The organism is Lutibacter litoralis (assembly GCF_014646675.1).
GTDB lineage: Bacteria > Bacteroidota > Bacteroidia > Flavobacteriales > Flavobacteriaceae > Lutibacter > Lutibacter litoralis.
This window is the reverse complement of record NZ_BMNS01000002.1, coordinates 49,582-73,731: the sequence shown is the minus strand read 5'-3', so window position 1 is coordinate 73,731 and position 24,150 is coordinate 49,582. Positions and strand designations below refer to the sequence as shown.

Genomic DNA, 24,150 nt, shown 5'->3' with positions numbered 1-24,150 from the left:
ATTATTTCATTAATACATTCTTGTATTTTTCTAAATCTTTTAAGGCAATTCCAGTACCTCTAACAACAGCTCTTAAAGGATCTTCTGCAACGTATACAGGTAAGTCTGTTTTTCGAGATAAACGCTTATCTAAACCGCGTAACATGGAACCGCCACCTGCTAAATAAATGCCAGTATTGTATATGTCGGCTGCTAATTCCGGAGGTGTTTTTGAAAGTGTTTCCATTACAGCATCTTCAATTCTTAAAATAGATTTGTCTAATGCTTTAGATATTTCTCTAAAAGAAACTTGTACTTGTTTTGGTTTGCCGCTTAATAAATCGCGCCCCTGAACCAACATTTCCTCAGGAGGAGTCTCTAAATCTTCTGTTGCAGCACCAATTTGGATTTTTATTTTTTCAGCAGTGCGTTCACCAACATATAAATTGTGTTGTGTTCGCATATAATAAGCAATATCAGACGTAAAAACATCACCCGCAACTTTTACAGATTTATCGCAAACAATTCCACCTAAAGCAATTACAGCAATTTCTGTTGTACCTCCACCTATATCAATAATCATATTTCCTTTTGGTTGCATAATATCAATTCCAATACCAATTGCAGCAGCCATTGGCTCATGAATTAGATAAATTTCTTTAGCATTCATATGCTCAGCAGAATCAATAACTGCACGTTTTTCAACTTCAGTTATACCTGAAGGAATACAAACGACCATACGTAATGAAGGTGTGAAAAAACGCTTTTTTATGCTTGGTATATTTTTGATAAATTCCTTTATCATTTGTTCCGAAGCTTCAAAATCTGCAATTACACCATCTTTTAAAGGTCTAATTGTTTTTATGTTTTCATGAGTTTTTCCTTGCATTAAACTGGCTTTTTTCCCAGTTGCAATTATTTTCCCAGTTGACCTATCTCTGGCTACAATTGAAGGTGCATCAATTACTACTTTACCATCATGTATAATTAGGGTATTTGCAGTACCTAAATCAATGGCAATGTCTTCGGTCATAAAGTCGAAAAAACCCATATATTTTATTATTTATTTAATTTTTATTTCGGAACCTTACAAAGTTAATGAAATTAGTGTTTAAAATGACGTGTTCCTGTAAATATCATTGACATTTTATTGTTATTACAATAATCTATAGATAATTGATCTTTTATTGAACCTCCTGGTTGAATAACAGCATTTATTCCAGCATTTTTTGCTATTTCTACACAATCTGGGAATGGGAAAAAAGCATCACTTGCCATTACTGCATTTGTTAAATCAAAATTAAAATGTATTGCTTTTGCAATTGCCTGTTCCAAAGCATCAACTCTACTTGTTTGTCCTGTGCCACTTGCAAACAATTGTTTGTTTTTTACTAAAACAATGGTGTTAGATTTTGTGTGTTTGCAAATTTTAGATGCAAAAAATAAATCTTCCAACTCCCTTTCTGAAGGTGTTGCAATAGTTGCAGTTGACATAACGCTCGCATTATCTGTTTTGTTGTCTTTTTCTTGATAAAGCACTCCGTTTAACGCAGTTCTATATTGATAATTAGGCAATTCAATATCTTTTTGAATTAAAATAATTCTATTTTTCTTACCTTTAAGAAGTGAAAGAGCTTCATTAGAATAACTAGGAGCAATTACAACCTCACAAAATAATTTATGAATTTCGGCAGCGGTTTCTTCATCAATTTCTTTGTTTGAAATTAAAACGCCTCCGAAAGCAGAAGTTGGATCACCAGCTAAAGCATCTGTATAAGCTTGTTTTAAAGTTGTTCTTTGTGCTAATCCACAGGCGTTATTGTGTTTTAAAATTGCAAATGTTGGAGCATCATTTTTAAATTCACTTATTAAATTTAAAGCAGCATCAACATCTAATAAATTATTATATGAAAGTTCTTTTCCATGTAATTTTTCAAATAAAGCGTCTAAGTCTCCAAAAAAGTAACCTTTTTGATGCGGATTTTCGCCATATCTTAAAGTTGAAGCATTGTCAAAAATTTCTCTAAAAGCCAATTCGTTTTTATTCAAATATTTAAAAATAGCACTATCATAATGACTAGAAACTGCAAAAGATTTTGCGGCGAAATTTTTACGTTCTTCTATCGTAGTTGCTCCGTTTCTTTCGGTTATAATTTGTAAAAACTCATTGTATTGATTCATAGATGAAACGCAAATAACATCTTTATAATTTTTTGCAGCAGCTCTAATTAAAGAAATTCCACCGATATCAATTTTTTCAATAATATCTTGCTCTGGAGCTCCACTAGCAACTGTTTTTTCAAAAGGGTATAAATCAACAATTACAATATCTAATTCAGGAATTTCATATTCTCCAAGTTGAGATACATCATTTTCATTGTCTCTTCTTGCTAAAATTCCACCAAAAACTTTTGGATGTAAGGTTTTAACACGACCGCCTAAGATAGAAGGGTACGATGTTAAATCTTCAACAGGAATAACATCTATTCCTAAATTTTTTATAAAACTTTCAGTTCCACCAGTAGAATAAATGGTAACTCCGAGGTTGTTTAATTTTTTAACAATTGGTTCTAATCCATCTTTGTGGAATACAGAAATTAATGCAGATGTTGCTTTTTTAGTAGTGGTCATAAGTGGTATTGTTGCTGTTGCGCAAAGCTAATAATTATCAATAGTTTACACAATATAAATTACATTGATTTTTATAGTTTTCTATTTACTAATTTAACAAGAACTCAATCTTATTTTTATGTTTTTTTATTGATAAATGATGTATTGTAAAAAAGATTATAAAATTTCGGCTATTTTTTCACAAACAAATTCTAATAAATTTTCATCATCTTTTGTAAACGGGTTTACAGAATGTGAATCTATATCGATTTGTCCAACATTATTATTGTTTACAAAAATTGGAATTACAATTTCACTTTTAACTTTCCAGCCACAAGAAATATAATTATCTTGACTAGCAACATCTTGAACCACAAAGTTTTGATTGCTTAAAGCAACTTGTCCGCAAATTCCTTTACCGAATGGAATGATGGTATGCTCTGTTGGTTCACCAGCAAATTGCGCTAATTTTAATTCGTTTTTATCACCGTTTTTAAAATAAAAACCAACCCAATCGTAATATTCAATTTCTTGTTTTAAGAGGTTGCACATATTTTGAAGTATAGTTTCAACTTCGGTTGAACTTTCAACTATAGTTGTAATCGATTTTTTTAATTCAGAGATATTCATATTAATTTGTAATTTTAGGCAAAAATAATATTCTTTTAGTGCAAAGTAATAAAACAGTAATAATTTTTCTCATTAAGTTTTTTGGAACTTATATGCTGTTGTTTTTAATATATTCTTTTTATTTATCAAAGAACCAAAAAACGGCTGCTGTTTTGGCGTGCGCACCTATTACAAAAACTGTGGCTGAGCAATCTCAATTCTTGTTGAATTCGGTGGGGTTTAATGCAGAAATTGAACAACATTCTTCGGAAATGTCTATAAAATTATTTATTAATAATACCTATGTGGCAAGGGTTGTTGAAGGATGCAACGCCATAAGTATTATAATTTTGTTTATAGCGTTTATTGTAGCTTTTGCAAGTGGATTAAAAAAAACAGCGTTGTATATATTATTTGGAAGTTTAGTTATCTACTTTATTAACATTGTTAGAATTGCTGTAATAGCATTGGCAATTTATAAGTATCCAGCCTATGAAAATGTGCTACATTCTATAGTTTTCCCAGGGATAATTTATGGAATCACATTTTTACTTTGGTTTATTTGGATTCAGAAGTTTTCAAAATTAAAAGGATGAAAAAAAGCATAAGTATAATCTTAATTGTAATACTTCTAGCTGTTTTAGTAGCAGTAAGAGCTTTTGTAGAACCTTTTTTTTACGACCCATTAATTGCTTATTTTAAGAGTGATTCTCTAACTAAAACACTTCCTACAATAGATTTAGGAAATTATTTTTGGAATATTTTTTTAAGATATACCTTAAATTCCATAGTCTCTTTAGCAATTATTTATTTAATTTTTCAAAACATCAAAACCCTATTTTTTTCTATAAAATTTTTTGTGATTTTATTTATAGGGTTATGTTTGGTGTTATTTCTTTTATTAAACTTTGAAGCCTTAGCCAATAACTTGCTCATTTTTTATGTGAGAAGATTTTTAATACAACCGCTATTTCTATTTATTTTAGCTTTTGCTTTTTACTATCAAAAACTTCAAAAGTAAAAAACAAAAAAACCAAGATCAGTTATTTTTAGTACTTTAGGTGACTAATATTTGATTAAACAATTTTAATTACAAACAACATGAAAAAAACAATTTTACTTTTATCTGCAGTTTTTACTTTTGCCATCCTGTTTACTGCTTGTAAAGAAACAAAGAAAGAAGATGCTAAAATGGAATCTCACGAAGGTCACGACCATGCCAGTGATGAAATGGCTTCAAAAGATGTTTACCAATGTCCAATGGATTGTGAAAAAGGGAAAACTTATGAAAAAACAGGTTCTTGTCCAGTATGTAAAATGGATTTAAAAACGAAAGCTGTTGATACAGATGTTAAACACGCCGAAGGTTGTAAATGTATAGAAGGTGGAGAGTGCAAGTGTGAAGACGGAAAATGTACTTGCCAAAAGGAAATGGCTAAAATGGAAAAGGAATGTACAATGTGTGCGCCTGGTTCTTGCGAGTGCAAGGCTTAAATTTTGGTTTATAAAAATCTAAAAGGCTGTTTAAAAGAAAAATCTTTAAACAGCCTTTTTTAATTTATTTTTATGAAAGATACGTGTTTAAACTAACTCAACAAACAAACCTTCATCGGTATTATTTACTTTTGCTAGATTGTGTTTTGTTAAGCCTTTTATAGTTTTATCCCATTTTTTATTGCTCAAGCCACTTTTGGTTTTTAATGCTGGTAGCTCAATTTTTTCTATTCTCTTTAGAATTTCAAAAACAGCTTTTTCATCATCATTTAATTCAATAGAAGGAGCTTTTTTCTCTGGTTTCATTTGAGGGAAGAACAGCACTTCTTGTATAGATGCATTGTTTGTCATAAACATAACTAAACGGTCAATTCCTATTCCAATACCAGATGTTGGAGGCATACCATATTCTAAAGCTCTAATAAAATCTTGATCAATAAACATGGCTTCATCATCTCCTTTTTCAGATAATTTTAATTGATCTTCAAAGCGTTCGCGTTGATCTATTGGGTCGTTTAATTCTGAATATGCATTTGCTAATTCTTTTCCGTTAACCATTAATTCAAAACGTTCGGTTAAAGCAGGATTTGTTCTGTGCTCTTTTGTTAACGGACTCATTTCCTTTGGATAATCCGTAATAAATGTTGGTTGAATGTATAGGTGTTCACATTTTTCACCGAATAATTCATCAATTAATTTACCAACACCCATTGTTTCATCCACTTCAAGTCCAACCTTTCTACAAACATCCCTTAATTCAACTTCGCCCATTCCAGCAACATCATATCCAGTATGAATTTTAATAGCTTCTAAAATTGGAACTCTTGGATAAGGAGCTTTAAAACTTACTTTATTTTCTCCAATTTGTACTTCTGTTGTTCCGTTTGTATCAATTGCAATTTTTTCGAGTAATTCTTCAGTCATATTCATCATCCAGTTGTAATCTTTGTATGCAACATACAATTCCATTACCGTAAACTCTGGATTGTGAGTTCTGTCCATTCCTTCATTTCTAAAGTCTTTTGCAAATTCGTATACGGCATCAAAACCACCTACAATTAATCTTTTTAGGTATAATTCGTTAGCAATACGCAAGTACAACGGCATATCTAATGCGTTATGATGTGTCATAAATGGTCTGGCCGCGGCACCTCCAGGAATTGGCTGTAAAATTGGAGTCTCAACTTCTAAATATCCTTTTTTATTGAAAAAATCACGCATTGAATTTGTGATTTTTGTGCGTTTTATAAACGTTTCTTTTACGTGGTCGTTAACAATTAAATCTACATAACGTTGGCGATAGCGTTGTTCAGCATCAGAAAAAGCGTCGTGTACTTTACCATCTGCATCAGTTTTTACAACTGGTAGTGGACGTAAACTTTTAGAAAGTACTGTTAATTCTTTAACGTTTACAGAAACTTCACCAACTTTTGTTTTAAAAACTTCACCTCTGATACCAATAATATCTCCCATATCCAATAATTTTTTGAATACAGTATTGTACATTGTTGGGTCTTCTTCAGAAGAAATTTCGTCTCTGTTTATGTAAATTTGCATGCGTCCAGATGCATCTTTTAATTCGGCAAAAGAAGCTTTACCCATAATTCTTCGACTCATCATTCTTCCAGCTAATACAACTTCTTTACCTTCAAAAGAATTAAAATTAGAAGTAATTTCCTTAATGGATGCAGTAGTTTTGAACTCTTCTGCTGGATACGGATTAATACCTAATTCGCGTAGTTTTTGTAAAGATTCTCTTCTAACTATTTCAAGTGGTGATAATTGCATGATGCTATATTTATAATTTATTTTTTATTTTCGGTGTGCAAAGATACAATCAATTAAGAAATAACAGTAATTTAGAAAGAAAAAGAATATTGAATTTAAAATCAAATTAAAATTTATATATTTGCGTATCGCATTTTATGTGATAGTTGTGTTGTAATGACGTTTTTACGTCATAGGTTTTAAACCGATGGAAAGCTTCCCGAAAAACCGGGACGCTTTTTTTATGTCTTTTTATTTCAAAACCAACTCACCTCTGTGAGGTTTTAATGCATCTCTGTAGGTTTTCATGTCATTTTCATCTACAATAATAAAAGCAATAGAATGCATCTCAGAAATTATGGTAAAATCTATCTTATAAAAATATAATTTTTCTATTTGTGCATATTCATTTAAATGAATACAATGATGTTCTGCTGTTTTTTGTGAAACAGGACCTCTAAAATCCCAAATCAATTTTAGTTTTTTACTCAAAATTAAAGGTTTAATTATGACTTATATATACTAATAAATCTCCGCTGTCAAAAGCAATAAAAACGCTTTTTTCAGTAGCGGTGTTGCGTGTTCCAATGCGTTCTCCAAAGGATAAAGTCTCATTTTGAAGGGGAAACTTGAGTCCTTTAGTAACAATTCCATTTGCGGTTGGAAAAGGAATTAATGAAATGTTTTTCCCTTTAACATTGTTGATTACAATACTTTCTTCAATAAATAGATATTTTCCATAATCATCAAAAAAAGAAATGGTTAAACCCATTTTCCATTGCAATGCTGTACTTATATTTCCTAAAAAATGATCGTGTTCTTTGCCGCTTCCGCCATAAACATCTACGTGTGAAAAACCACGGTGTTTTAGAATTTGTAGGGCCTTTTCAAAATCTGTAAATTCTTGATTTGGAGTTTTTATAACTTCAACAGTTGTTGGGATAGTGTTTATAGAATCGAAGTCTCCTGTAACTAAATCTGGTACAATATTATTTTTTTCAAAATGATTGTATGCGCCATCTATAGCACAAACAATGTCGTAATTACTTAGGTTTGGGAAGTTTGAAGGTTCCGAACCATTGAGTAGAATAAATGCCTTTTTCGTTTTCATAGGATACAAAAATAATGAAAAAGACCGTATAAATTAGTTTTTTTGTTGAAGCTTTTCTAGTTTTCTCTTGTAAATGTCATTTCCACTTATAACATAAGCTATTGATACATAATTAATAGCGTTTTGCGTATCGTTTTGTGATTCATAATAATCTGCCATTGAGTCGTAAGAATTAGAGTTTTTTGGATAGTATTTTACACCCATTTCAAAAAATAATTTGGCTTTTTCAGGTGCTCCCATTTGCAGGTTCATATAACCATAACCATTGAATAATTCTTCAACCATTGGTGGCACAGCATAACAAAGGTTTTCTAAATAAATTTTAGCTTGATCGCTTAATAATTCAGTTAGTTCTGCAACTGTAGTTTCAGGATTGTTATATTTTGGAGGGTTTTTAAATTGAAACCATTTAAATAAAAAAATCAAACCATCTCTAATTGATGGTAAGGGAACAGTGCCATGTAAATCTTCAGGATATATTTTCCAAGTAAAATTTAAGTCATTCTCTTTATGTGTTTCAGCAAAGTTTGAAAACTCCATAATTGAACGTGGAAACAAGGTGAATTCTGAAGTGTTTTCCATTAAATTATTTATAGTTACACTTTCATCCATCATGTGTAATTGTTCTGCTGCCATAGAAACAAAGAGCGATTTTCCCTTAAAATTTTCAGAAGTCAGTTTTTCTTTTGCCTGTTTTAATAATTTTTGATTATCCCAGTCTAAACTTGGGTCAATGGCAATATAATTTTTAAAAAATTTAGTATGATTTATTAGCATATTTACAGTGAACAAGCCAGCGTAGGAATGCCCAATTAATGTTCTGTAGGAAGTTGTTGGATAGGTTTTATCAACATAAGGAATTAATTCTTTGGTAATATATTCAGTAAATTTATCTGCTCCACCTGTTTCTTGATCAAATTCTGCACCGCAACGCATTTTTATTTGTGAGGTAGTTAAATCTCGTGTTCTGTTGGTCTGATTTGAAATCCCAACCAATATCATGTGAGGTAAATAATGTCCCCAATAATTATTGTAAACAGTTTCTAAAGTATTTAGCATTACTCCCCCATCTAAAATATAGATAACTGGATATTTCTCTGAACTATTCGGATTGTAATTCTCTGGTAATTGAACTCAAATATTTTTGTATTCATTAAAAGTGTTTGAAAAAATACTATCTTTTTTTGCTGAATTATTTATTTGAGCTTGAATTTGAGTTGTAGAAATTAACAAAAATATAATTTTTAATGCTCTAGAAATATGTTTAGTCATTTTTGATGTTTTAGTAGTAGATTAAAGGTAACTTGAAGAAGTTGTTTTATGTATTACAATTATTCATGATTAAAGTGAAGCTTTGAAATGTACTTCACTTTAATATAGAATTCAAATAATAAGTTTTTTACTTTTTCAATAGGTTTAAAATTATTATTCCAATGCGTGCAATTAAGAAAACAATCATTCCAAATAATGGTGAAAGTATTGCTATTTTTAATCCTCCTGCTAATACTGATGGAGAGATATCACCTGCAGCTTCAATTGCATCAAATGCACCAATCAAACCTAACATTTGACCTAAAAAACCCCAAACAAGTACAAATAAACTTATAGAGCTTACCAAAGTAATGGTTTTATCTCGTGCAGTAGGTTTCAAAAAGCCTCTAATTAATAGTATAATAATTACAATTAAAATCAGAAGAGTGGTGTACATAAATAATGGCCCTCCTTCATTTAATCTAGTTAAAATTGAGTTTGCAATAAAAGGTCTAATGCTTTGTAACGCTAATAACATAATTTTGATTTTTTAAATTTATATGTCAAATATAAAATGATATTTAAAGGATTATTTCTATTTGCGATAGTTAACAAGAAAGTTACGATAAGTAACCGATTAAAGCCAAATTTTGCCGAATAAAGTTTAAAACTTGTAAAAAGCACGACTATTTTCTGTGTCTATCGCTAAAATAAATTTAACTTTAGCATTAATTGCATATTGCACTTTATGAATATAAAAAAAACCATAATAAAATATTTCTTAACCGTTATTGGCCATTCAATATTTTGGTTGGTTATTTACTATTTTTATGCTTATTTTTTAGGTTATGGTAGTTCTAATACAAAGTATGTTAACTTGTTTTCAGGATTTTTAATGCCTGCAACTATCTTAATTAGCTATTTTTTAATTTACTATTTAATTCCAAATTTTTTACTAACAAAAAAGTATAAATATTTTATTTTATACAGTATTTATACGTTTATAATTTCAGTATATGTAATTATTTTATCAATTCTATATGGATTAATTTATTCTGAAGGCTATAAAGAGGTTGAAACAGTACCGCTAACTAAAACATTACCGTTTATAGTGTTAGGAGTATATTTTGTGGTTTTAATTGTAGTTTCGCTAAGTTTAGTAATGCATAATTATAATTCAATTGTAAATAACGAAAATTTAAAGAACAAAATTTTACAAACACAACTTCAAATAAAAGATCAAGAATTACGGTTTTTAAAAGCGCAAATCCATCCTCATTTTTTGTTTAACTCTTTAAATACAATTTATGGTTTTGCATTAAAAAAGAAGGATGAAGCCCCTGAAATGATTCTAAAGTTATCTAATTTATTAGATTATATTTTATATCAAATAGAAAAACCACAAGTGCTTTTAATGGATGAAGTAAATCATTTATTAGATTATGTTTCTCTGGAAAAAATGCGTTTTCATGACACATTAACCATTGAAACTAATATTAGAGTAGCTAACCCCACTATCCAAATTGCTCCTATGTTGTTAATTCCATTTGTTGAAAATGCTTTTAAACATGGTGATATTATTAAGGGAAGTCTAAGGGTAATTATTGATATAAAAACTGAAGCCGATATGTTATGCTTCAGAATAGAAAACTCAAGTCTAAATGAACATTCAGATAATAAAGGAATTGGATTAGAAAATATTACCAAACGATTGGAGATGCAATATCCAGATTCCTACACATTAGAAACTAATCAAGAAGCAAACACTTTTAAGGTTGAATTAATGATTAGAAATTTTAAATATTTAAAAAATGAATAAGAACATTCAATGCATTATTGTTGATGATGAACCCGTTGCACGCGAAATTTTAGAAAATCATTTAAATAAAATTGAAGCAGTTACGGTTGTAGCAACCTGTAAAAATGCCATTGAAGCTTTTAATCAGCTTAATGCTAACGACATCGATTTAATTTTTTTAGATATAAATATGCCCGAAATTTCAGGGTTGTCTTTTGCAAAATCTATCAATACAAATATTAAGGTAATTTTTACAACTGCTTATAGAGAGTATGCCGTAGATGGTTTTAATTTACAAGCGGTAGATTACTTACTAAAACCAATTTCTTTTGAACGTTTGTTGCAAGCAGTTAATAAATATTTAGGAGAAACTCCTTCTGAAGTTATTGAAAATGCTACTGAAATTGTTCCAGAAAAGAGTGATTTTATTTTTGTGCGTGCAGATAGAAAAATGATAAAAATTAATTTTTCTGAAATTAATTATATAGAAAGTTTAAGCGATTATATAAAAATTCATTTATTAAATAAAATTATAGTTACAAGAGAAACCATTACAAATATAGAGGCTAAATTACCTCAAAAAGAGTTTCTAAGAATTCATAGATCTTATATTATAGCTATTTCAAAAATAGATTCATTTACAAATGAATTTATTGAAATTAATAAAAAAGCACTGCCAATAAGCAGAAGTTATAAAAAAGAAGTGCTATTTAAATTAGAAAACATTTAAAAATGAGTGTTTTTTGAAGTTTGAGCGAATTTTAGTTTTGTTTTATCTTTTTTATTAAATATTAAACAGTATATTTGTTCAAATTTTAAAATTTGATAGAAACAGATTTCATTTTAAAAGCGTATAGCCTTGAAAAAAATACAAAAGGAAGCATTACTTGGAAAACCCCAAGTAATATTGCTTTGGTAAAATATTGGGGAAAACAAGAACCTCAAATTCCAGAAAATGCATCAATTAGTTTTACACTAGATGCTTGTTTTACATTAACAACTTTAGAGTATTCAAAATCTAAATCAACCCAAGGAGGAAGTTTTGAAGTTTATTTTGAAGGTGAGAAAAAGGATGATTTTAAACCTAAAATTCAACAATTTTTTGAAAGAATTGAGCAATATGTGCCTTTTTTAAATTATTTTGATTTTGTAATTAAATCAAGAAATTCTTTTCCTCACAGTAGTGGAATTGCTTCTTCAGCAAGTGGAATGAGTGCTTTAGCTTTATGTGTAATGAGTATTGAAAAAGCGTTGAATCCGGAGATGACAGATGAATATTTTAATAAAAAAGCATCTTTTTTAGCACGATTAGGCTCTGGAAGTGCTTGTAGAAGTATTGAGGGTGAATTAATTGTTTGGGGAAAACATAACAAAATTAAAGAAAGTTCTAATCTATTCGGTGTAAAATTCCCATATAAGATTCATAATAATTTCAAAAATTATCATGATACCATTTTATTAGTAGATGAAGGAGAAAAACAAGTTTCAAGTACAGTTGGGCATAAATTAATGCACAACCATCCTTTTGCAAAACAACGTTTTAAACAAGCAAATGATAATATTTCTAAAATTTCAGAAGTGTTAAAAAATGGTGATTTAAAACAATTTATTGAAATTGTTGAAAGTGAAGCGTTGAGTTTACATGCAATGATGATGACAAGTAATCCGTATTTTATTTTAATGAAACCAAATACGTTGAAAATTATCAATAAAATCTGGGAGTTTAGAACTAAAACAAAGAGTAAAATTTGCTTTACATTAGATGCTGGAGCAAATGTGCATGTATTGTTCCCAGAGCACGAAAAAGAACAAGTTAACAATTTTATAATAAATGAGTTAATTCAGTTTTGTCAAGAAAAACATTATATTTGCGACAGAATTGGGTTTGGAGCGAAACAACTATCCAATATTTAAACTTATGAAAGGACCTTTATTTTACGCGAAAATTTTACTTTTTGGAGAATATGGAATTATTAAAGATTCCAAAGGCTTGGCAATCCCATACAATAGTTATCAAGGAGCTTTAAAAAAGTCTAAAAAATTCACTACTAAAACTAAAGAGTCTAATAAGAATTTATTAAGATTTTATACTTATTTGGCAAGTTTAGATACAGATCTAGTGCATTTTAATTTAGATGAATTTAAAAAAGATATAGAGCAAGGTATGTATTTTGATTCTAGTATTCCTCAGGGTTACGGAGTGGGAAGTTCAGGTGCTTTAGTTGCTTCAATTTACGATAAATATGCGTTTGAAAAAATAACAGTTCTAGAAAATTTGACACGAGATAAATTATTGAAATTAAAGGGCGTTTTTTCTTTGATGGAGTCTTTTTTTCATGGTAAAAGCTCAGGTTTAGATCCTTTAAACTCGTATTTAAGCATTCCTATTTTAATTAATTCAAAAGATAATTTAGAAGCCACAGGTATTCCATCTCAAAAGGAAGGTAAAGGAGCTGTATTTTTATTAGATTCGGAAATTGTTGGAGAAACGGAACCAATGGTAAGCATTTTTATGAATAAAATGAAAAACGAAGGTTTTAGGAAAATGATTGACGAAGACTTTGCAAAATGTACCGATGCTTGTATTGACGACTTTTTACACGGAAATATGAAATCGTTATTTGGTAATGTTAAAAATTTATCTAAAATAGTACTGGATAACTTTAAACCAATGATTCCTCAACGTTTTCATACTATTTGGCAAAAAGGAATAGAATCTAACGACTATTATTTGAAACTTTGTGGATCTGGTGGTGGCGGTTATATTTTAGGTTTTACCAAAGATTTTAACAAAACTAAAACTATTTTAAAAGATTATAGGCTAGAGCTAGTTTATAGATTTTAGTAGTTGTATTTTAAAATCAAAAAATTCTTATAATTACCAGTTTGTTTGGTTACTTTTTTATGGATTTACTCGAGATTTCTAAAAATAATAGTAAAAAAAAGACACCATTTTATATTAAAATGTTAAGCTTGTTTTCTGCTGTTCGCGGATATAATATTTTGCTAATTGTAATTGCACAATATTTAGCTTCTATTTTTATTTTTGCTCCTGAAAAATCACTGAAAAACATATTGTTAGATGTTGATTTGTATTTTATTGTTTTGGCAACAATGTGTGTAATCGCTGCGGGGTATATTATCAATAATTTTTACGATTTTGAAACCGATAAAATAAACAAACCTTTAAAAACAAAAATTGATGCAATTGTAGATCAGAAAACAAAACTGCCTATATATTTTGTGCTAAATTTTTTAGGATTTATTTTTGGATTGTTAGTTTCCTGGCGAGCAGCATTATTTTTTTCAGTATACATATTTTCAATTTGGTTGTATTCACATAAACTTAAAAAATATCCTTTAATGGGTTTGTTTTCGGCAGCCGTATTATCCTTATTGCCTTTTTTTGCAGTTTTTGTGTATTATAAAAATTTTTCAGAAATTATTTTTACACATGCAGCATTTTTATTTTTTATATTATTAATTAGGCAATTAGCAAAAGATTTAGAAAGTCTTAAAGGAGATTTTGTGAAAAATTACCAAACAATAGCTGTTAAATATGGTGAACATTTTACAAAAATATTAATTTCTTTTTTAGTTATTTTAACACTTAATCCTATTTACTTTTTATTAAAATATCCAGAAATTGGAGGTATGAAATATTATTTTTACGGAAGTATTTTAACTTTAATTGTATTCTTATTGTTTTTATGGTTTAGTAAAAGTAAAAGAAATTACGTGTTACTTCATTGGATTTTAAAACTACTTATATTTGCTGGAGTTTTTAGTCTTGCTTTAATAGATACTTCAGTTTTAATTGAACGAATTTTGCCTAGTTAATAGATTCTGTAGGGCTTTTAAATTCTTCGTTTTAATAATCTTTAATTGTTATTTATATTTATAGAGCACTATTTATTAGATTATTAAAGTATTAAACTTATTTTTGCAAAAAATAAATATAATGAATTCAAATAAAAACTCGTCGAGAGGACGACAAACAGGAAAAAAGAAACCTCAAAATACGTTTACTAGAAAGTTTGATAGTAAAAAGAAATTTTCAAAGGAAAGAACGGTTTCTTCTAAAGTATCAAAAAAACAAGTTGCTGGTAATACAGAAGTTGATGGAATACGTTTAAACAAGTATATAGCAAATTCAGGGATTTGTTCTCGTAGAGAAGCTGATGTGTTTATTGCGGCAGGAAGTGCTGCTGTTAACGGAAAAATAGTTACAGAAATGGGCTATAAAGTTAAATTAACAGATGAGGTTAGGTTTGATGGTTCTTTAATTAGTCCTGAAAAAAAACGGTATGTTCTTTTAAATAAACCAAAGAATTTTATCACCACTATGGACGATGATAGAGGTAGAAAAACGGTTATGGAATTGGTTGGTAACGCCTCAAAAGAACGCATTTATCCTGTTGGAAGATTAGATAGAAATACCACTGGTCTGCTATTGTTTACAAATGACGGTGAACTTGCTAAAAAATTAACACATCCAAAACATAATATCCAAAAAATTTACCATGCGTCTTTAGATAAAAAACTTACGAGTAAAGACTTAAACAGTATTGCTGAAGGTTTTGTTTTAGATGAAAGGAAGGTAATAGTTGATGAAATATCTTATATATTAAACCAACCAAAAAGTGAGGTAGGAGTTAAAATTCATTCAGGAAGGAACAGAATTGTGCGTAGAATTTTTGAGCATTTTAACTATAAGGTAGTAAAATTAGATAGAGTTATATTTGCAGGATTAACCAAAAAAGATTTACCAAGAGGGCATTGGAGGCATTTAACAGAAATGGAAGTGAATAACCTAAAAATGCTTTAATACAATATTTAATAAGTATTAAACAGGCTGAAAAAAATTTATTTTTTTCAGCCTGTTTTTTATTACCTAAAATTCTAAAAGTTAGAGTTCCTCATAAATTTGCTTAATTGTTTTTTAGCATACCAATTATTCTAGTATTTTTTTACAGTTAAAAAAAACATATATTTTTTTTGACTGGTAGCTTTTCATTCAATTATTTTTTTATATTTGAACATCTTGAATAAGAAAATAACAGTACTATTAAGATAGTGAATATATAACTTTAACTAATTTATTTTGAAGAGAATACTAGTAGACTATAAAAAATTAACACCCGAAATTCTTAATTTATTGGTAGAAAAATTTCCCGATGGTTATGGGTTACGCGATATCATACATTTTACCAATCATAAAGGACAATACGTAGACGCAGTAGAGGTGAAGACCGAGGATACTATTTATTTAGTAAAAATTAGTGAGCAGTTAGCCGACAGTATGGAAAATCATGAAGAGGATGAAGATGACGACCCAGTAATTAACGATGATTTAGATATTGATGTAGATGATGCTGCTATTGAAGATGATATGGATGAGGATTAAAGAATAATCTTATTAAAAAAAGGCTGTTTAAAATATTTTAAACAGCCTTTTTTTATTACCCAAAAATTAAAAAACCCGAACAATTTGTTCGGGTTTTTATGGTGGTGCCTCCAGGAATCGAACCAGGGACACAAGGATTTTCAGTCCTTTGCTCTACCAACTGAGCTAAGGCACCATTGCGTTAGCGGATGCAAATATAAATGTATTTTTTATACTAATCAAAACAATTTTAAAAAAATCTGTTGTATTTTTGAATCTCCTTAAAAAAACTAAATGAATTTAATAGTAGATATTGGAAATTCAAGAATTAAAATTGCAATTTTTAATAAAGATGAACTAATTTATAATGAAGTAATTACAAATGATTTTTTTGTAGGAACTGCTATAAATCTTATCGAAAAATTTAATTGTAAAAATGCAATTATTTCTTCTGTAGGAAATTTAAAAAAAAGTGAAATGGATCAAATTAAGGTAAAAATTAAGGTATTTGAGCTTCGTACAACTACCAAAATTCCGTTTTTTAACAATTATGCGACGCCAAAAACGCTAGGAGTTGATAGAATTGCGTTAGTTGCTGCTGCAGTTTCAAAATATCAAAATCAAAATGTTTTAATAATTGACGCTGGAACTTGTATTACTTTCGATTTTGTCACAACTTCAAAAAATTACCTTGGAGGTGCAATTTCTCCAGGTATTGAAATGAGGTATAAATCTCTTCATAAATTTACAAAAAGGTTGCCTTTGTTAATGCGTGAAGAGTCCACTAGTTTAATTGGAACTTCAACAGAAACATGTATACATTCGGGAGTAATAAATGGTGTTATAAGTGAAATTGATAGTATTATAAATAAGTATAGAAAAAAAAATAAAGATTTAACAGTAGTTTTAACAGGAGGAGATGCAAATTTCTTGTCAAATAGATTAAAAAATGGCATATTTGCCAATCCTTTTTTTTTATTAGAAGGATTAAACACAATTTTGACTTATAACTTAAAATAAATGATCAAAAAAATAATAGTAATTCTAACGCTATTTATATCAGTTGCAAGTTTTGCACAAAAAAATAATGCTTCTGCATATTCATTTTTTGGAATTGGCGATAAAAACACTTCCAATACAGTTGAGCAAATTAGTATGGGTGGAATTGGAGTTTCTTTAACAGATCAATTTCGGTTAAACTTATCAAACCCAGCTTCTTTATCCGGTTTAAAGTTTACAACCTATGCATTAGCAATAGAGAATAAAAATATTTGGGCAAAAGACAACCAAGGTAAAGAGCAAGGTGCTGCAACATATCTTTCGTACCTAGCAATGGGAATACCTTTAGGAGAAAATGCAGGAATGACTTTTGGTCTGCTACCAAATACTTCTGTTGGTTATTCATTAGTTGCAAATAGTTTTAACGCTAGTAACGAATTAACAGAAATATCTGCCTATAATGGAGAAGGAGGAACCAATAAAGTATTTTTGGGTGTTGGTTTCCAGATTTTTAAAGGATTTAGTGTTGGGTTACAAGGAAATTATATTTTTGGAAAAATAGAAAATAATATAACAAATCAGTTAAAAGATGTTGCTTTAGCAACTAAATACGAAACTTTTTCTAGAATAAAAGGCTTCGCTATTAATTCAGGCTTTCAATACAAAACCAAGTTAACGGAAAATGTAAACTTACATCTAGGTGCAAATTTTGATTTAGAAAGTGAAGTAGATACTGAAGACGAAGAGTATATTTATTCATTATCAATTGCGTCAGGAGAAATACCGCGTGATACCTTATTAACAAATAAAGGTAATGGTATTTTAAAATCACCTTTAAAAACATCTTTAGGAATCGGTTTTGGAAAAGAAAATAAATGGTTTGCAGGAATCGATTATAGTTTTCAAGATGCACTTCAACTTCAAGGAAATATATACAACAACTTTACAAAAATAGCCTACGATAGTTATAGTAAAATTTCAATAGGAGGTTTTTACACACCTAAATTTACATCAATAACAAGCTATTGGGAAAGAGTAACATATAGAGCTGGTTTAAAAATGGAAAAGACTGGTTTAATGGTGAATTCTTCTGGAACTGGAAACGATTTTACTGCAATAGATGATTTTGGCATATCTTTTGGAGTAGGTTTGCCAGTTAGTAATCAATTATCAAATTTAAATATTGGTTTTGAATTAGGAAAAAGAGGAAAAATAAACAATGGTCTAATTCAGGAAAACTATATAAACTTTAGATTAAGCTTTTCTTTAAACGATAAATGGTTTAAAAAACGCGAAATATTATAATTAAAACTTTAGAAAATGAAAAAAATAAGACAATTTTTAACCTTGCTAATTTTAGTAGTTTCTACGCAGTTGGTTTTTGCTCAAGCCAGCCAAGAGTGTACTATAAAATACAACCTTTTTAAAGGTGATTATAATGCCAATAATTACGACAAGGCATATGAAAACTGGATTTGGTGTATGGATAACTGTCCTACGCTATCGGTAAATATCTATAAATTAGGTATTAAAATTGCTGAACATAAATTAGAGGCTGCTTCTCAAGCCGATAAACCAGCTGCTAAGGAGCTTGTAATGAGAGTTTATACACAAAGATTAGAACATTATCCTAAAGATAAAGCAGGAATTTATGATGATATTGCTAGCTTTAAAAGAGAGCAGGGTGCTTCTGATGACGAAGTGTATGAATGGTTAGATAAAACGTTTAAAGAAGACCCAACAGCATTGTCTCCAAAAAATATCTATAAATATTTCGATATTATTTTAATAAAGTATAAAGATTCAGATACACAGAAAGTTTTTGACACATATGATGAGGTTGGTGAAGCTCTTGAACTAAAAAGACAAGACTATACAAAAACAATTGATGCAATAAATGCGAAAGATTCTACAACTTTAAGTAAAAAAGATATTAAGAAAAGAAAAGTTTCACAACAAATTATAACAAACCTAACAATAGTTGAAAGCGGATTAGATCAAAAATTAGCTTCAATTTCAACTTGTGAGAGATTAATTCCGTTTAACAGAAAGAATTTTCCTACAAATAAAAATGATGCAATTTGGTTAAAAAGAGCAGTATCTAGAATGTACAATAAAGAATGTACAGACGACCCTTTATACGATGAGTTAGTTGAAGCTTATGTGCACGCTGACCCTTCACCACAAGCATCGGTATTTTATGCAGATATTTTATTGAAAAATGGTGAAACAAATAAAGCAATGGAGTACTTTAATAGAGCCGTTAAGCAAGAAACAGATGACTACAAAAAAGCGGGTTATTTATACAAAATAGCTGTAAACTTAAATAAAAAAGGAAGAAAATCTGAAGCTAGAAGCTATTGTTATCAAGCATTAAAATTTCAACCTTCAATGGGAAGAGCTTATTTATTAATTGCTAGTATGTATGCAACAAGTGCTAATTCTTGTGGAGATGATATTGTTTCTAAAAGAATGGTATATGTAGCTGCTTTAAATAAAGCTAGAAAAGCCAAATCAGTAGATCCAAGTATAGGTTCACTGGCTAATAGATTTATTAGATCATATTCAGACCATATTCCAACAACAAAAGATTTATTTGTTGCTGGTGTAAAATCTGGTTCAACTCATAAAATTGGATGTTGGATTAATGAAACAGTAATAGTTCCATAATTCTAATTAAAATATAATAATTGGTATATTTGTTATATGACAAAATCAATTGTACATAAAATAACGAACATTGCTATTGTTTTTTCAATAGCAATGTTTTTTTCATGTACCAACAGCGCTAAAGAAGTAAGAGATTTTTTAGCAGATAAAAATTTACCAATTGGTGAAGCCATAGACATCAATTTAAAACATACAGATTCTGGTAGAGTTGACATTAAAATGAAAGCTCCTTTAATGTTAGATTTTGCAAATAGAGAAAATCATCCATATTCAGAATTTCCAAAAGGGATATTTATAACTACTATTGAAAAAAATGGTGATTCTACAACTATAAAAGGAAATTATGCTAAAACTTATAGCAAAACATCAGTTTCTGAAATAAAAGGTGATGTTGAAATTGTAAATTATACGAAAAAAAATAAGTTAGAAACATCTGAGATCTATTGGGATCAAAAAACACATTATTTTTTTACAGAGAAAAGATTTGTATTTTATACCTTAACGGATACAATATATGGTACAGGGTTTGAAGCTTCTGAAGACCTTGATGTTTGGTGGGTTAAGAATCAAAGTGGAGTTATAGAAATTAAAGACTAGAAGAGAGATGAGTAAAATTTGGAAAATATTTGAATACGGTTATTTAATAATTGCAATAGTTTTTATTGTAGAAACGGTTTTAAATTGGAATTTAGATAGAGAAAAAGCCTATCTTTTTTTACTTTTTGCGGTTTTGGCAATTTTCATGTACTTTTTTAGAAAAAGATTTAGAACGAGATTAGAAAAGAGAAATAAACAATAAATGGAATTTCAGATAGCTGTAATCCTTATTTCAATATTACTTTCAGCCTTTTTTTCGGGGATGGAAATTGCGTATGTTTCAGCTAATAAATTTCAAGTAGAACTTGAAAAAAGAAAAGAAGGCTTTACCTCTAAAATTTTAAGCAGAATTACCTTAAAATCATCTAAATTTATTACCACAATGTTAGTTGGTAATAATATTGCTTTAGTGGTGTATAGTTTTTTTATGGGCGAATTAATAATTGGTTTTATCCCAGATAATACGTTTAATGAATTTTCTATTCTACTTATTCAAACAGTTATTTCTACATTAATAATTTTAATTACAGCAGAGTTTTTACCAAAAGCCTTATTTAGAATTTATGCAAACGAAACCCTATGGTTTTTTGCACCTTTAGCATACTTTTTTTATATAATTTTTCATTTTATATCAAGTTTTATTACGGTCATTTCCGACTTCTTTTTAAGATTTTTTTTTAATTCAACAAAAGATGAAAAGCAGTCAGAATTTACAAAAGTGGAACTTGGACATTATATTTCAAAACAATTAGAAAATGCAAAAGATTTTGAAGAAGTTGATTCCGAAATACAAATATTTCAAAATGCTTTAGAATTTGATACTGTGAAAGCCCGTGAGATAATGATTCCACGAACAGAAGTTGTAGCTGTTGATATAAATGAAAGTATTACAAATTTAAAAAACCTATTTATTAAAACGGGCTATTCTAAAATTCTGATCTATAAAAACTCTTTAGATGATGTTTTAGGCTATGTGCATGCATTTGAATTGTTTAAAAAACCTAAAAATATTAAATCTATAATACTGCCAGTGGAGTTTGTTCCTGAAAGTATGATGATAAATAATGTGTTGAATATTTTAACTAAAAAGAAACGAAGTTTATCAGTTGTTTTAGATGAGTTTGGAGGAACTTCAGGAGTAATTACTGTTGAAGATATAGTAGAAGAACTTTTTGGAGAAATAATTGATGAACACGACACTGTAGAATTATTAGAAAATAAAATTAACGATAGAGAATTTGAATTTTCAGCGCGTTTAGAAGTCGATTATTTAAATGAAACATATAACCTAAATATTAAAGAAGATGAGGCTTATGAAACACTTGGAGGTTATATAGTTAACTATAATGAAGACATTCCAAAAGAAGGAGAAATAATAGAAATAGACAACTTGTATTTTAAAATGTTGAAGGTAGGCTCTTCTAAAATAATGGAAGTTTACCTCAAAGTTTTAGATAAAGCAGATTAAAAATAGAAAGTACATACAAATAGCTGTTTTTTTCGTGCTTAATTATATCAAATCACTTTCATAATTAAATACTTAATTGTATTTTCGCAAACTGTAATAAAACAACTTATATAATGGCAATTTTATCAAAAATTAGAGATCGTTCAATGTTCTTAATCCTAATAGTAGGATTAGCACTTTTTGCATTTGTACTAGATCCAAGTTCAATACAACAATTTTTCAGTTCAAGTAAGGTTAACTCTATAGGAGAAGTTAATGGTGAAGATATTGATAGAGAGGAATTTGCACGTCAAGTAGAAGCTTATAGAACACAAAGTGGAGGTAGAGCTTCTCAAATGCAAGCAGTAAATGCAGTTTGGAGTGGAATGATTAGTGAAAAAATATTTGAAGACCAACTTGAAAAAGCTGGAATTGTAATTGGAGAAAAAGATATCTGGGATGCAATGACATCTTTACAAGAAATTCAAAATTCACCACTTTTCAAGAATGAGGCAAATCTTTTTGATGAAGAAAAGTTAAAAGAATATATTGCTAATATGAAAGATGATGCCGAGTCTGGAAATAGTCAAGCTTGGATGAATTGGTTAGCAACAGAAAAAAATATTAAACAAAATTTACAGCGTCAAGCCTATACTTCTTTGGTAAAAGCTGGGCTAGGGGCTTCTTTAAAAGAAGGTGAAAGAGATTATTTGTTTAATAATACTAAGATGGATGCAGAATTTGTTTATGTGCCTTATAGTACAATAGCAGATAGTTTAGCGTATGTTTCAAAACAAGAAATTCAAAATTATTTAAAAGATAACTCTAAAAGATTTAAGACTGAAGCGGGAAGAACCTTAAAATATGTAAAATTTGATATTTTACCTTCTGAAGCTGATGATGCTGAAGCGAAAAAACTTGTAGAAAGCTATATTGAAGATAGAGAGGAGTATAGTAATGCTGCTAAAGCTACTGTAAAAATTGCAGGTTTAAAAAATACTACTAAATATGAGAGTTTTTTAAATGACAATAGATCTGATTTAGCGATTGATAATGGTTATAAATATAAGAACCAAATATTAGCAGAAATTTCTGATGAAGTGTTTAACGCTGAAGTGGGAACTGTTGTTGGTCCATACAAACAAAATGGTTATTATAAAATTTCTAAAGTTGTTGAAACCATACAATTGCCAGATTCAGTAAAATCTAGTCATATTATTGTTCCTTATGCAGGAACAACAAGGTCAACTTCTTTAAAAACCAAAGAACAAGCTAAAAAAACTGCAGATAGTGTTTTTGCATTGGTAAAAAACAATAAATCTAAATTTACTGAGATAGCTGATGAAATAAATTCAGATGGTACTAAAGGTAAAGGTGGTGATATTGGATGGGTAAGAAAAGACCAAGCTTTTTCTCCATCATTTGATGCAGATTTTGCAAATTTTATTTATAAAAATAAAGTTGGTAGTATAGATGTGGTTGAAACTGCTTTTGGTTTCCATATTATTAGAATTGACGATCAAACTAAAGCAGAGAAAGCTGTTAAGCTGGTGACTTTTGCACGTTTAGTTGAGGCTTCAGAAGAAACTGAAAATAGAATTTTTGAAGAAGCTGAAACATTAAACGCAAACCTTTCAGAAGGAAGAGATATAGATGAAATTGCTACAGAAATGAACTATAATGTTCAAATGGCGCTTAATTTAAAAGTGTTGGATGAAGTAATTCCAGGTTTAGGAGCTCAAAGACAAATGGTAACTTGGGCTTTTGAAAATGAAAGAGAATTAGATGATTCTAAAAGATTTGATATTGATGTAGCTGGAAAAAGAGGATATGCAGTAGCGGTATTAAGTGGTAAAGTTGAAAAAGACGGTATTGCAGTGAGTTCAGAATTATTAGGAAGTATACGTCCGGAGTTAGTTGATAAGAAAAAAGCAGATATAATTAAAAAGAAAATGTCAGGAGCAACTCTTGAAGAAATTGCAACAAATAGTGGTGTAACTGTTCGCAGTGCATCTGGTATAAATTTATCAAGTCCTTTAATCTCAGGAGTAGGAAACGAACCAGCAGTTGTTGGTGCAATGTCTACAATTAAGTTAAATGAGGTTTCTGATATTTTAAATGGAGAAAAAGGTGTATTTGTTTTTAAAGTTACAAAACGTGACGCTCCAATTGCTTTAGAAAATTATGATACTTTCCGTAAAAAAATTGTAACTCAATTACAAGCAAGAGGAAATCAAATATTTAATGTTCTAGAAGAAACAGCTGATATTAAAGATAATAGAGGTAAGTTTTTCTAGAGATTTTAGATAATATAATTTATAAAAGATCGTCTAAAAGTAATTTTAGACGATTTTTTTTATGCCTAAGATCCATACCTTATAATTGTCATTTTAACCAAATTATAGTATTATGCTCAAACCAGTCCTGTTCCT

At 29.1% G+C, this 24,150-nt stretch carries 25 protein-coding genes, 1 tRNA gene and 1 pseudogene; 17 read left to right on the top strand and 10 right to left on the bottom strand.

The annotated features are described in order from the left end of the window. Position 1: 1 nt before the first annotated feature. From IEW75_RS03150 to IEW75_RS03140, 3 genes are all read right to left on the bottom strand, one after another. Positions 2–1,030 (bottom strand): rod shape-determining protein, encoded by a 1,029-nt coding sequence (locus tag IEW75_RS03150; RefSeq protein WP_134247534.1) that lies wholly within the window; start codon positions 1,028–1,030, stop codon positions 2–4. Positions 1,031–1,083: 53 nt separating this feature from the next. Next, complete coding sequence (gene purH / locus IEW75_RS03145; protein ID WP_134247535.1) at positions 1,084–2,610, bottom strand: bifunctional phosphoribosylaminoimidazolecarboxamide formyltransferase/IMP cyclohydrolase; 1,527 nt, start codon at positions 2,608–2,610, stop codon at positions 1,084–1,086. Positions 2,611–2,766: 156 nt separating this feature from the next. Next, a complete protein-coding gene (locus IEW75_RS03140; protein WP_134247536.1) occupies positions 2,767–3,219 on the bottom strand; it encodes an XrtF-associated fRMsr-like GAF protein in 453 nt (150 codons plus the stop codon). Between the two features lie 38 nt (positions 3,220–3,257). On the opposite strand from IEW75_RS03140, the gene xrtF reads away from it, so the two are divergent. The 3 genes from xrtF to IEW75_RS15740 all read left to right on the top strand — a co-directional run bounded on the left by xrtF (position 3,258) and on the right by IEW75_RS15740 (position 4,692). Continuing rightward, entirely contained in the window at positions 3,258–3,794 is a 537-nt protein-coding gene (xrtF, locus tag IEW75_RS03135; protein ID WP_134247537.1) for an exosortase family protein XrtF, read from the top strand. After that, entirely contained in the window at positions 3,791–4,219 is a 429-nt protein-coding gene (locus tag IEW75_RS03130) for an exosortase F system-associated membrane protein (RefSeq protein WP_134247538.1), read from the top strand. Before xrtF ends, IEW75_RS03130 begins: the two co-directional genes overlap by 4 nt. A gap of 80 nt (positions 4,220–4,299) precedes the next feature. Next, positions 4,300–4,692: a heavy metal-binding domain-containing protein gene (locus IEW75_RS15740; RefSeq protein WP_204744199.1), complete on the top strand. Its 393-nt coding sequence runs from the start codon at positions 4,300–4,302 to the stop codon at positions 4,690–4,692. Positions 4,693–4,779: 87 nt separating this feature from the next. Here IEW75_RS15740 and lysS read toward each other — a convergent pair whose 3' ends face one another. The 6 genes and pseudogenes from lysS to IEW75_RS03100 form a co-directional block, all read right to left on the bottom strand. Beyond that, positions 4,780–6,480: a lysine--tRNA ligase gene (gene lysS, locus IEW75_RS03120; RefSeq protein ID WP_134247539.1), complete on the bottom strand. Its 1,701-nt coding sequence runs from the start codon at positions 6,478–6,480 to the stop codon at positions 4,780–4,782. A 231-nt stretch (positions 6,481–6,711) separates the two neighbouring features. Further along, a complete protein-coding gene (locus tag IEW75_RS03115) occupies positions 6,712–6,951 on the bottom strand; it encodes a hypothetical protein (protein ID WP_134247540.1) in 240 nt (79 codons plus the stop codon). A gap of 10 nt (positions 6,952–6,961) precedes the next feature. After that, on the bottom strand, positions 6,962–7,570 hold the full coding sequence (locus tag IEW75_RS03110; protein WP_134247541.1) for a thiamine diphosphokinase: 609 nt from the start codon (positions 7,568–7,570) through the stop codon (positions 6,962–6,964). Positions 7,571–7,603: 33 nt separating this feature from the next. After that, positions 7,604–8,692 (bottom strand): annotated as a pseudogene (locus tag IEW75_RS03105) (alpha/beta hydrolase-fold protein); the annotation flags it as partial. A 12-nt stretch (positions 8,693–8,704) separates the two neighbouring features. Then, a complete protein-coding gene (locus IEW75_RS15735) occupies positions 8,705–8,842 on the bottom strand; it encodes a hypothetical protein (RefSeq protein ID WP_229714385.1) in 138 nt (45 codons plus the stop codon). Positions 8,843–8,969: 127 nt separating this feature from the next. Beyond that, positions 8,970–9,359 carry a MotA/TolQ/ExbB proton channel family protein gene (locus IEW75_RS03100; RefSeq protein WP_134247542.1) on the bottom strand — a complete coding sequence of 130 codons (390 nt, stop codon included), beginning with the start codon at positions 9,357–9,359 and terminating at the stop codon, positions 8,970–8,972. A 210-nt stretch (positions 9,360–9,569) separates the two neighbouring features. Between IEW75_RS03100 and IEW75_RS03095 the strand changes: the two genes are divergently transcribed. The 7 genes from IEW75_RS03095 (at position 9,570) to IEW75_RS03065 (ending at position 16,026) form a co-directional block, all read left to right on the top strand. Then, positions 9,570–10,640: a sensor histidine kinase gene (locus tag IEW75_RS03095; RefSeq protein WP_134247543.1), complete on the top strand. Its 1,071-nt coding sequence runs from the start codon at positions 9,570–9,572 to the stop codon at positions 10,638–10,640. Beyond that, positions 10,633–11,349, top strand: a complete 717-nt coding sequence (locus IEW75_RS03090) for a LytR/AlgR family response regulator transcription factor (RefSeq protein WP_134247544.1) — start codon at positions 10,633–10,635, stop codon at positions 11,347–11,349. The genes IEW75_RS03095 and IEW75_RS03090 overlap by 8 nt, the downstream gene beginning before the upstream one ends. 92 nt (positions 11,350–11,441) lie before the next feature. Next, positions 11,442–12,533: a diphosphomevalonate decarboxylase gene (mvaD, locus tag IEW75_RS03085; RefSeq protein WP_134247545.1), complete on the top strand. Its 1,092-nt coding sequence runs from the start codon at positions 11,442–11,444 to the stop codon at positions 12,531–12,533. A gap of 4 nt (positions 12,534–12,537) precedes the next feature. After that, entirely contained in the window at positions 12,538–13,464 is a 927-nt protein-coding gene (locus IEW75_RS03080) for a mevalonate kinase family protein (RefSeq protein ID WP_134247546.1), read from the top strand. 59 nt (positions 13,465–13,523) lie between these two features. After that, entirely contained in the window at positions 13,524–14,459 is a 936-nt protein-coding gene (locus IEW75_RS03075) for a geranylgeranylglycerol-phosphate geranylgeranyltransferase (protein WP_134247547.1), read from the top strand. A gap of 121 nt (positions 14,460–14,580) precedes the next feature. Continuing rightward, on the top strand, positions 14,581–15,447 hold the full coding sequence (locus tag IEW75_RS03070) for a pseudouridine synthase (RefSeq protein ID WP_134247548.1): 867 nt from the start codon (positions 14,581–14,583) through the stop codon (positions 15,445–15,447). Between the two features lie 276 nt (positions 15,448–15,723). After that, positions 15,724–16,026 carry a hypothetical protein gene (locus tag IEW75_RS03065; protein WP_134247549.1) on the top strand — a complete coding sequence of 101 codons (303 nt, stop codon included), beginning with the start codon at positions 15,724–15,726 and terminating at the stop codon, positions 16,024–16,026. Between the two features lie 99 nt (positions 16,027–16,125). Here the strand turns inward: IEW75_RS03065 and IEW75_RS03060 are convergent. Continuing rightward, positions 16,126–16,201 (bottom strand) — tRNA-Phe (locus IEW75_RS03060). Between the two features lie 98 nt (positions 16,202–16,299). Here IEW75_RS03060 and IEW75_RS03055 point away from each other — a divergent pair. From IEW75_RS03055 to IEW75_RS03025, 7 genes are all read left to right on the top strand, one after another. After that, a complete protein-coding gene (locus IEW75_RS03055) occupies positions 16,300–17,025 on the top strand; it encodes a type III pantothenate kinase (protein ID WP_134247550.1) in 726 nt (241 codons plus the stop codon). Continuing rightward, positions 17,026–18,309, top strand: coding sequence for a BamG family beta-barrel-assembly machinery protein (gene bamG, locus IEW75_RS03050; RefSeq protein WP_134247551.1), 1,284 nt, complete (start codon positions 17,026–17,028; stop codon positions 18,307–18,309). A gap of 15 nt (positions 18,310–18,324) precedes the next feature. Then, positions 18,325–19,674 (top strand): tetratricopeptide repeat protein, encoded by a 1,350-nt coding sequence (locus IEW75_RS03045; protein WP_134247552.1) that lies wholly within the window; start codon positions 18,325–18,327, stop codon positions 19,672–19,674. A 36-nt stretch (positions 19,675–19,710) separates the two neighbouring features. After that, positions 19,711–20,271, top strand: a complete 561-nt coding sequence (gene lptC, locus IEW75_RS03040; RefSeq protein ID WP_134247553.1) for an LPS export ABC transporter periplasmic protein LptC — start codon at positions 19,711–19,713, stop codon at positions 20,269–20,271. Between the two features lie 7 nt (positions 20,272–20,278). Next, positions 20,279–20,473, top strand: a complete 195-nt coding sequence (locus IEW75_RS03035) for a hypothetical protein (protein WP_134247554.1) — start codon at positions 20,279–20,281, stop codon at positions 20,471–20,473. Beyond that, positions 20,474–21,739, top strand: coding sequence for a hemolysin family protein (locus IEW75_RS03030; RefSeq protein ID WP_134247555.1), 1,266 nt, complete (start codon positions 20,474–20,476; stop codon positions 21,737–21,739). A 113-nt stretch (positions 21,740–21,852) separates the two neighbouring features. Beyond that, positions 21,853–24,015: a peptidylprolyl isomerase gene (locus tag IEW75_RS03025; protein WP_134247556.1), complete on the top strand. Its 2,163-nt coding sequence runs from the start codon at positions 21,853–21,855 to the stop codon at positions 24,013–24,015. Positions 24,016–24,150 lie beyond the last annotated feature (135 nt).

What these genes read in the sequence shown, in the direction of transcription:
- IEW75_RS03150 (WP_134247534.1), bottom strand. Translation starts at nt 1,030, where the DNA reads ATGGGTTTTTTCGACTTTATGACCGAAGACATTGCCATTGATTTAGGT.
- purH (WP_134247535.1), bottom strand. Translation starts at nt 2,610, where the DNA reads ATGACCACTACTAAAAAAGCAACATCTGCATTAATTTCTGTATTCCAC.
- IEW75_RS03140 (WP_134247536.1), bottom strand. Translation starts at nt 3,219, where the DNA reads ATGAATATCTCTGAATTAAAAAAATCGATTACAACTATAGTTGAAAGT.
- IEW75_RS03130 (WP_134247538.1), top strand. Translation starts at nt 3,791, where the DNA reads ATGAAAAAAAGCATAAGTATAATCTTAATTGTAATACTTCTAGCTGTT.
- IEW75_RS15740 (WP_204744199.1), top strand. Translation starts at nt 4,300, where the DNA reads ATGAAAAAAACAATTTTACTTTTATCTGCAGTTTTTACTTTTGCCATC.
- lysS (WP_134247539.1), bottom strand. Translation starts at nt 6,480, where the DNA reads ATGCAATTATCACCACTTGAAATAGTTAGAAGAGAATCTTTACAAAAA.
- IEW75_RS03110 (WP_134247541.1), bottom strand. Translation starts at nt 7,570, where the DNA reads ATGAAAACGAAAAAGGCATTTATTCTACTCAATGGTTCGGAACCTTCA.
- IEW75_RS15735 (WP_229714385.1), bottom strand. Translation starts at nt 8,842, where the DNA reads ATGACTAAACATATTTCTAGAGCATTAAAAATTATATTTTTGTTAATT.
- IEW75_RS03100 (WP_134247542.1), bottom strand. Translation starts at nt 9,359, where the DNA reads ATGTTATTAGCGTTACAAAGCATTAGACCTTTTATTGCAAACTCAATT.
- IEW75_RS03095 (WP_134247543.1), top strand. Translation starts at nt 9,570, where the DNA reads ATGAATATAAAAAAAACCATAATAAAATATTTCTTAACCGTTATTGGC.
- IEW75_RS03090 (WP_134247544.1), top strand. Translation starts at nt 10,633, where the DNA reads ATGAATAAGAACATTCAATGCATTATTGTTGATGATGAACCCGTTGCA.
- IEW75_RS03080 (WP_134247546.1), top strand. Translation starts at nt 12,538, where the DNA reads ATGAAAGGACCTTTATTTTACGCGAAAATTTTACTTTTTGGAGAATAT.
- IEW75_RS03075 (WP_134247547.1), top strand. Translation starts at nt 13,524, where the DNA reads ATGGATTTACTCGAGATTTCTAAAAATAATAGTAAAAAAAAGACACCA.
- IEW75_RS03070 (WP_134247548.1), top strand. Translation starts at nt 14,581, where the DNA reads ATGAATTCAAATAAAAACTCGTCGAGAGGACGACAAACAGGAAAAAAG.
- IEW75_RS03055 (WP_134247550.1), top strand. Translation starts at nt 16,300, where the DNA reads ATGAATTTAATAGTAGATATTGGAAATTCAAGAATTAAAATTGCAATT.
- bamG (WP_134247551.1), top strand. Translation starts at nt 17,026, where the DNA reads ATGATCAAAAAAATAATAGTAATTCTAACGCTATTTATATCAGTTGCA.
- IEW75_RS03045 (WP_134247552.1), top strand. Translation starts at nt 18,325, where the DNA reads ATGAAAAAAATAAGACAATTTTTAACCTTGCTAATTTTAGTAGTTTCT.
- lptC (WP_134247553.1), top strand. Translation starts at nt 19,711, where the DNA reads ATGACAAAATCAATTGTACATAAAATAACGAACATTGCTATTGTTTTT.
- IEW75_RS03035 (WP_134247554.1), top strand. Translation starts at nt 20,279, where the DNA reads ATGAGTAAAATTTGGAAAATATTTGAATACGGTTATTTAATAATTGCA.
- IEW75_RS03030 (WP_134247555.1), top strand. Translation starts at nt 20,474, where the DNA reads ATGGAATTTCAGATAGCTGTAATCCTTATTTCAATATTACTTTCAGCC.
- IEW75_RS03025 (WP_134247556.1), top strand. Translation starts at nt 21,853, where the DNA reads ATGGCAATTTTATCAAAAATTAGAGATCGTTCAATGTTCTTAATCCTA.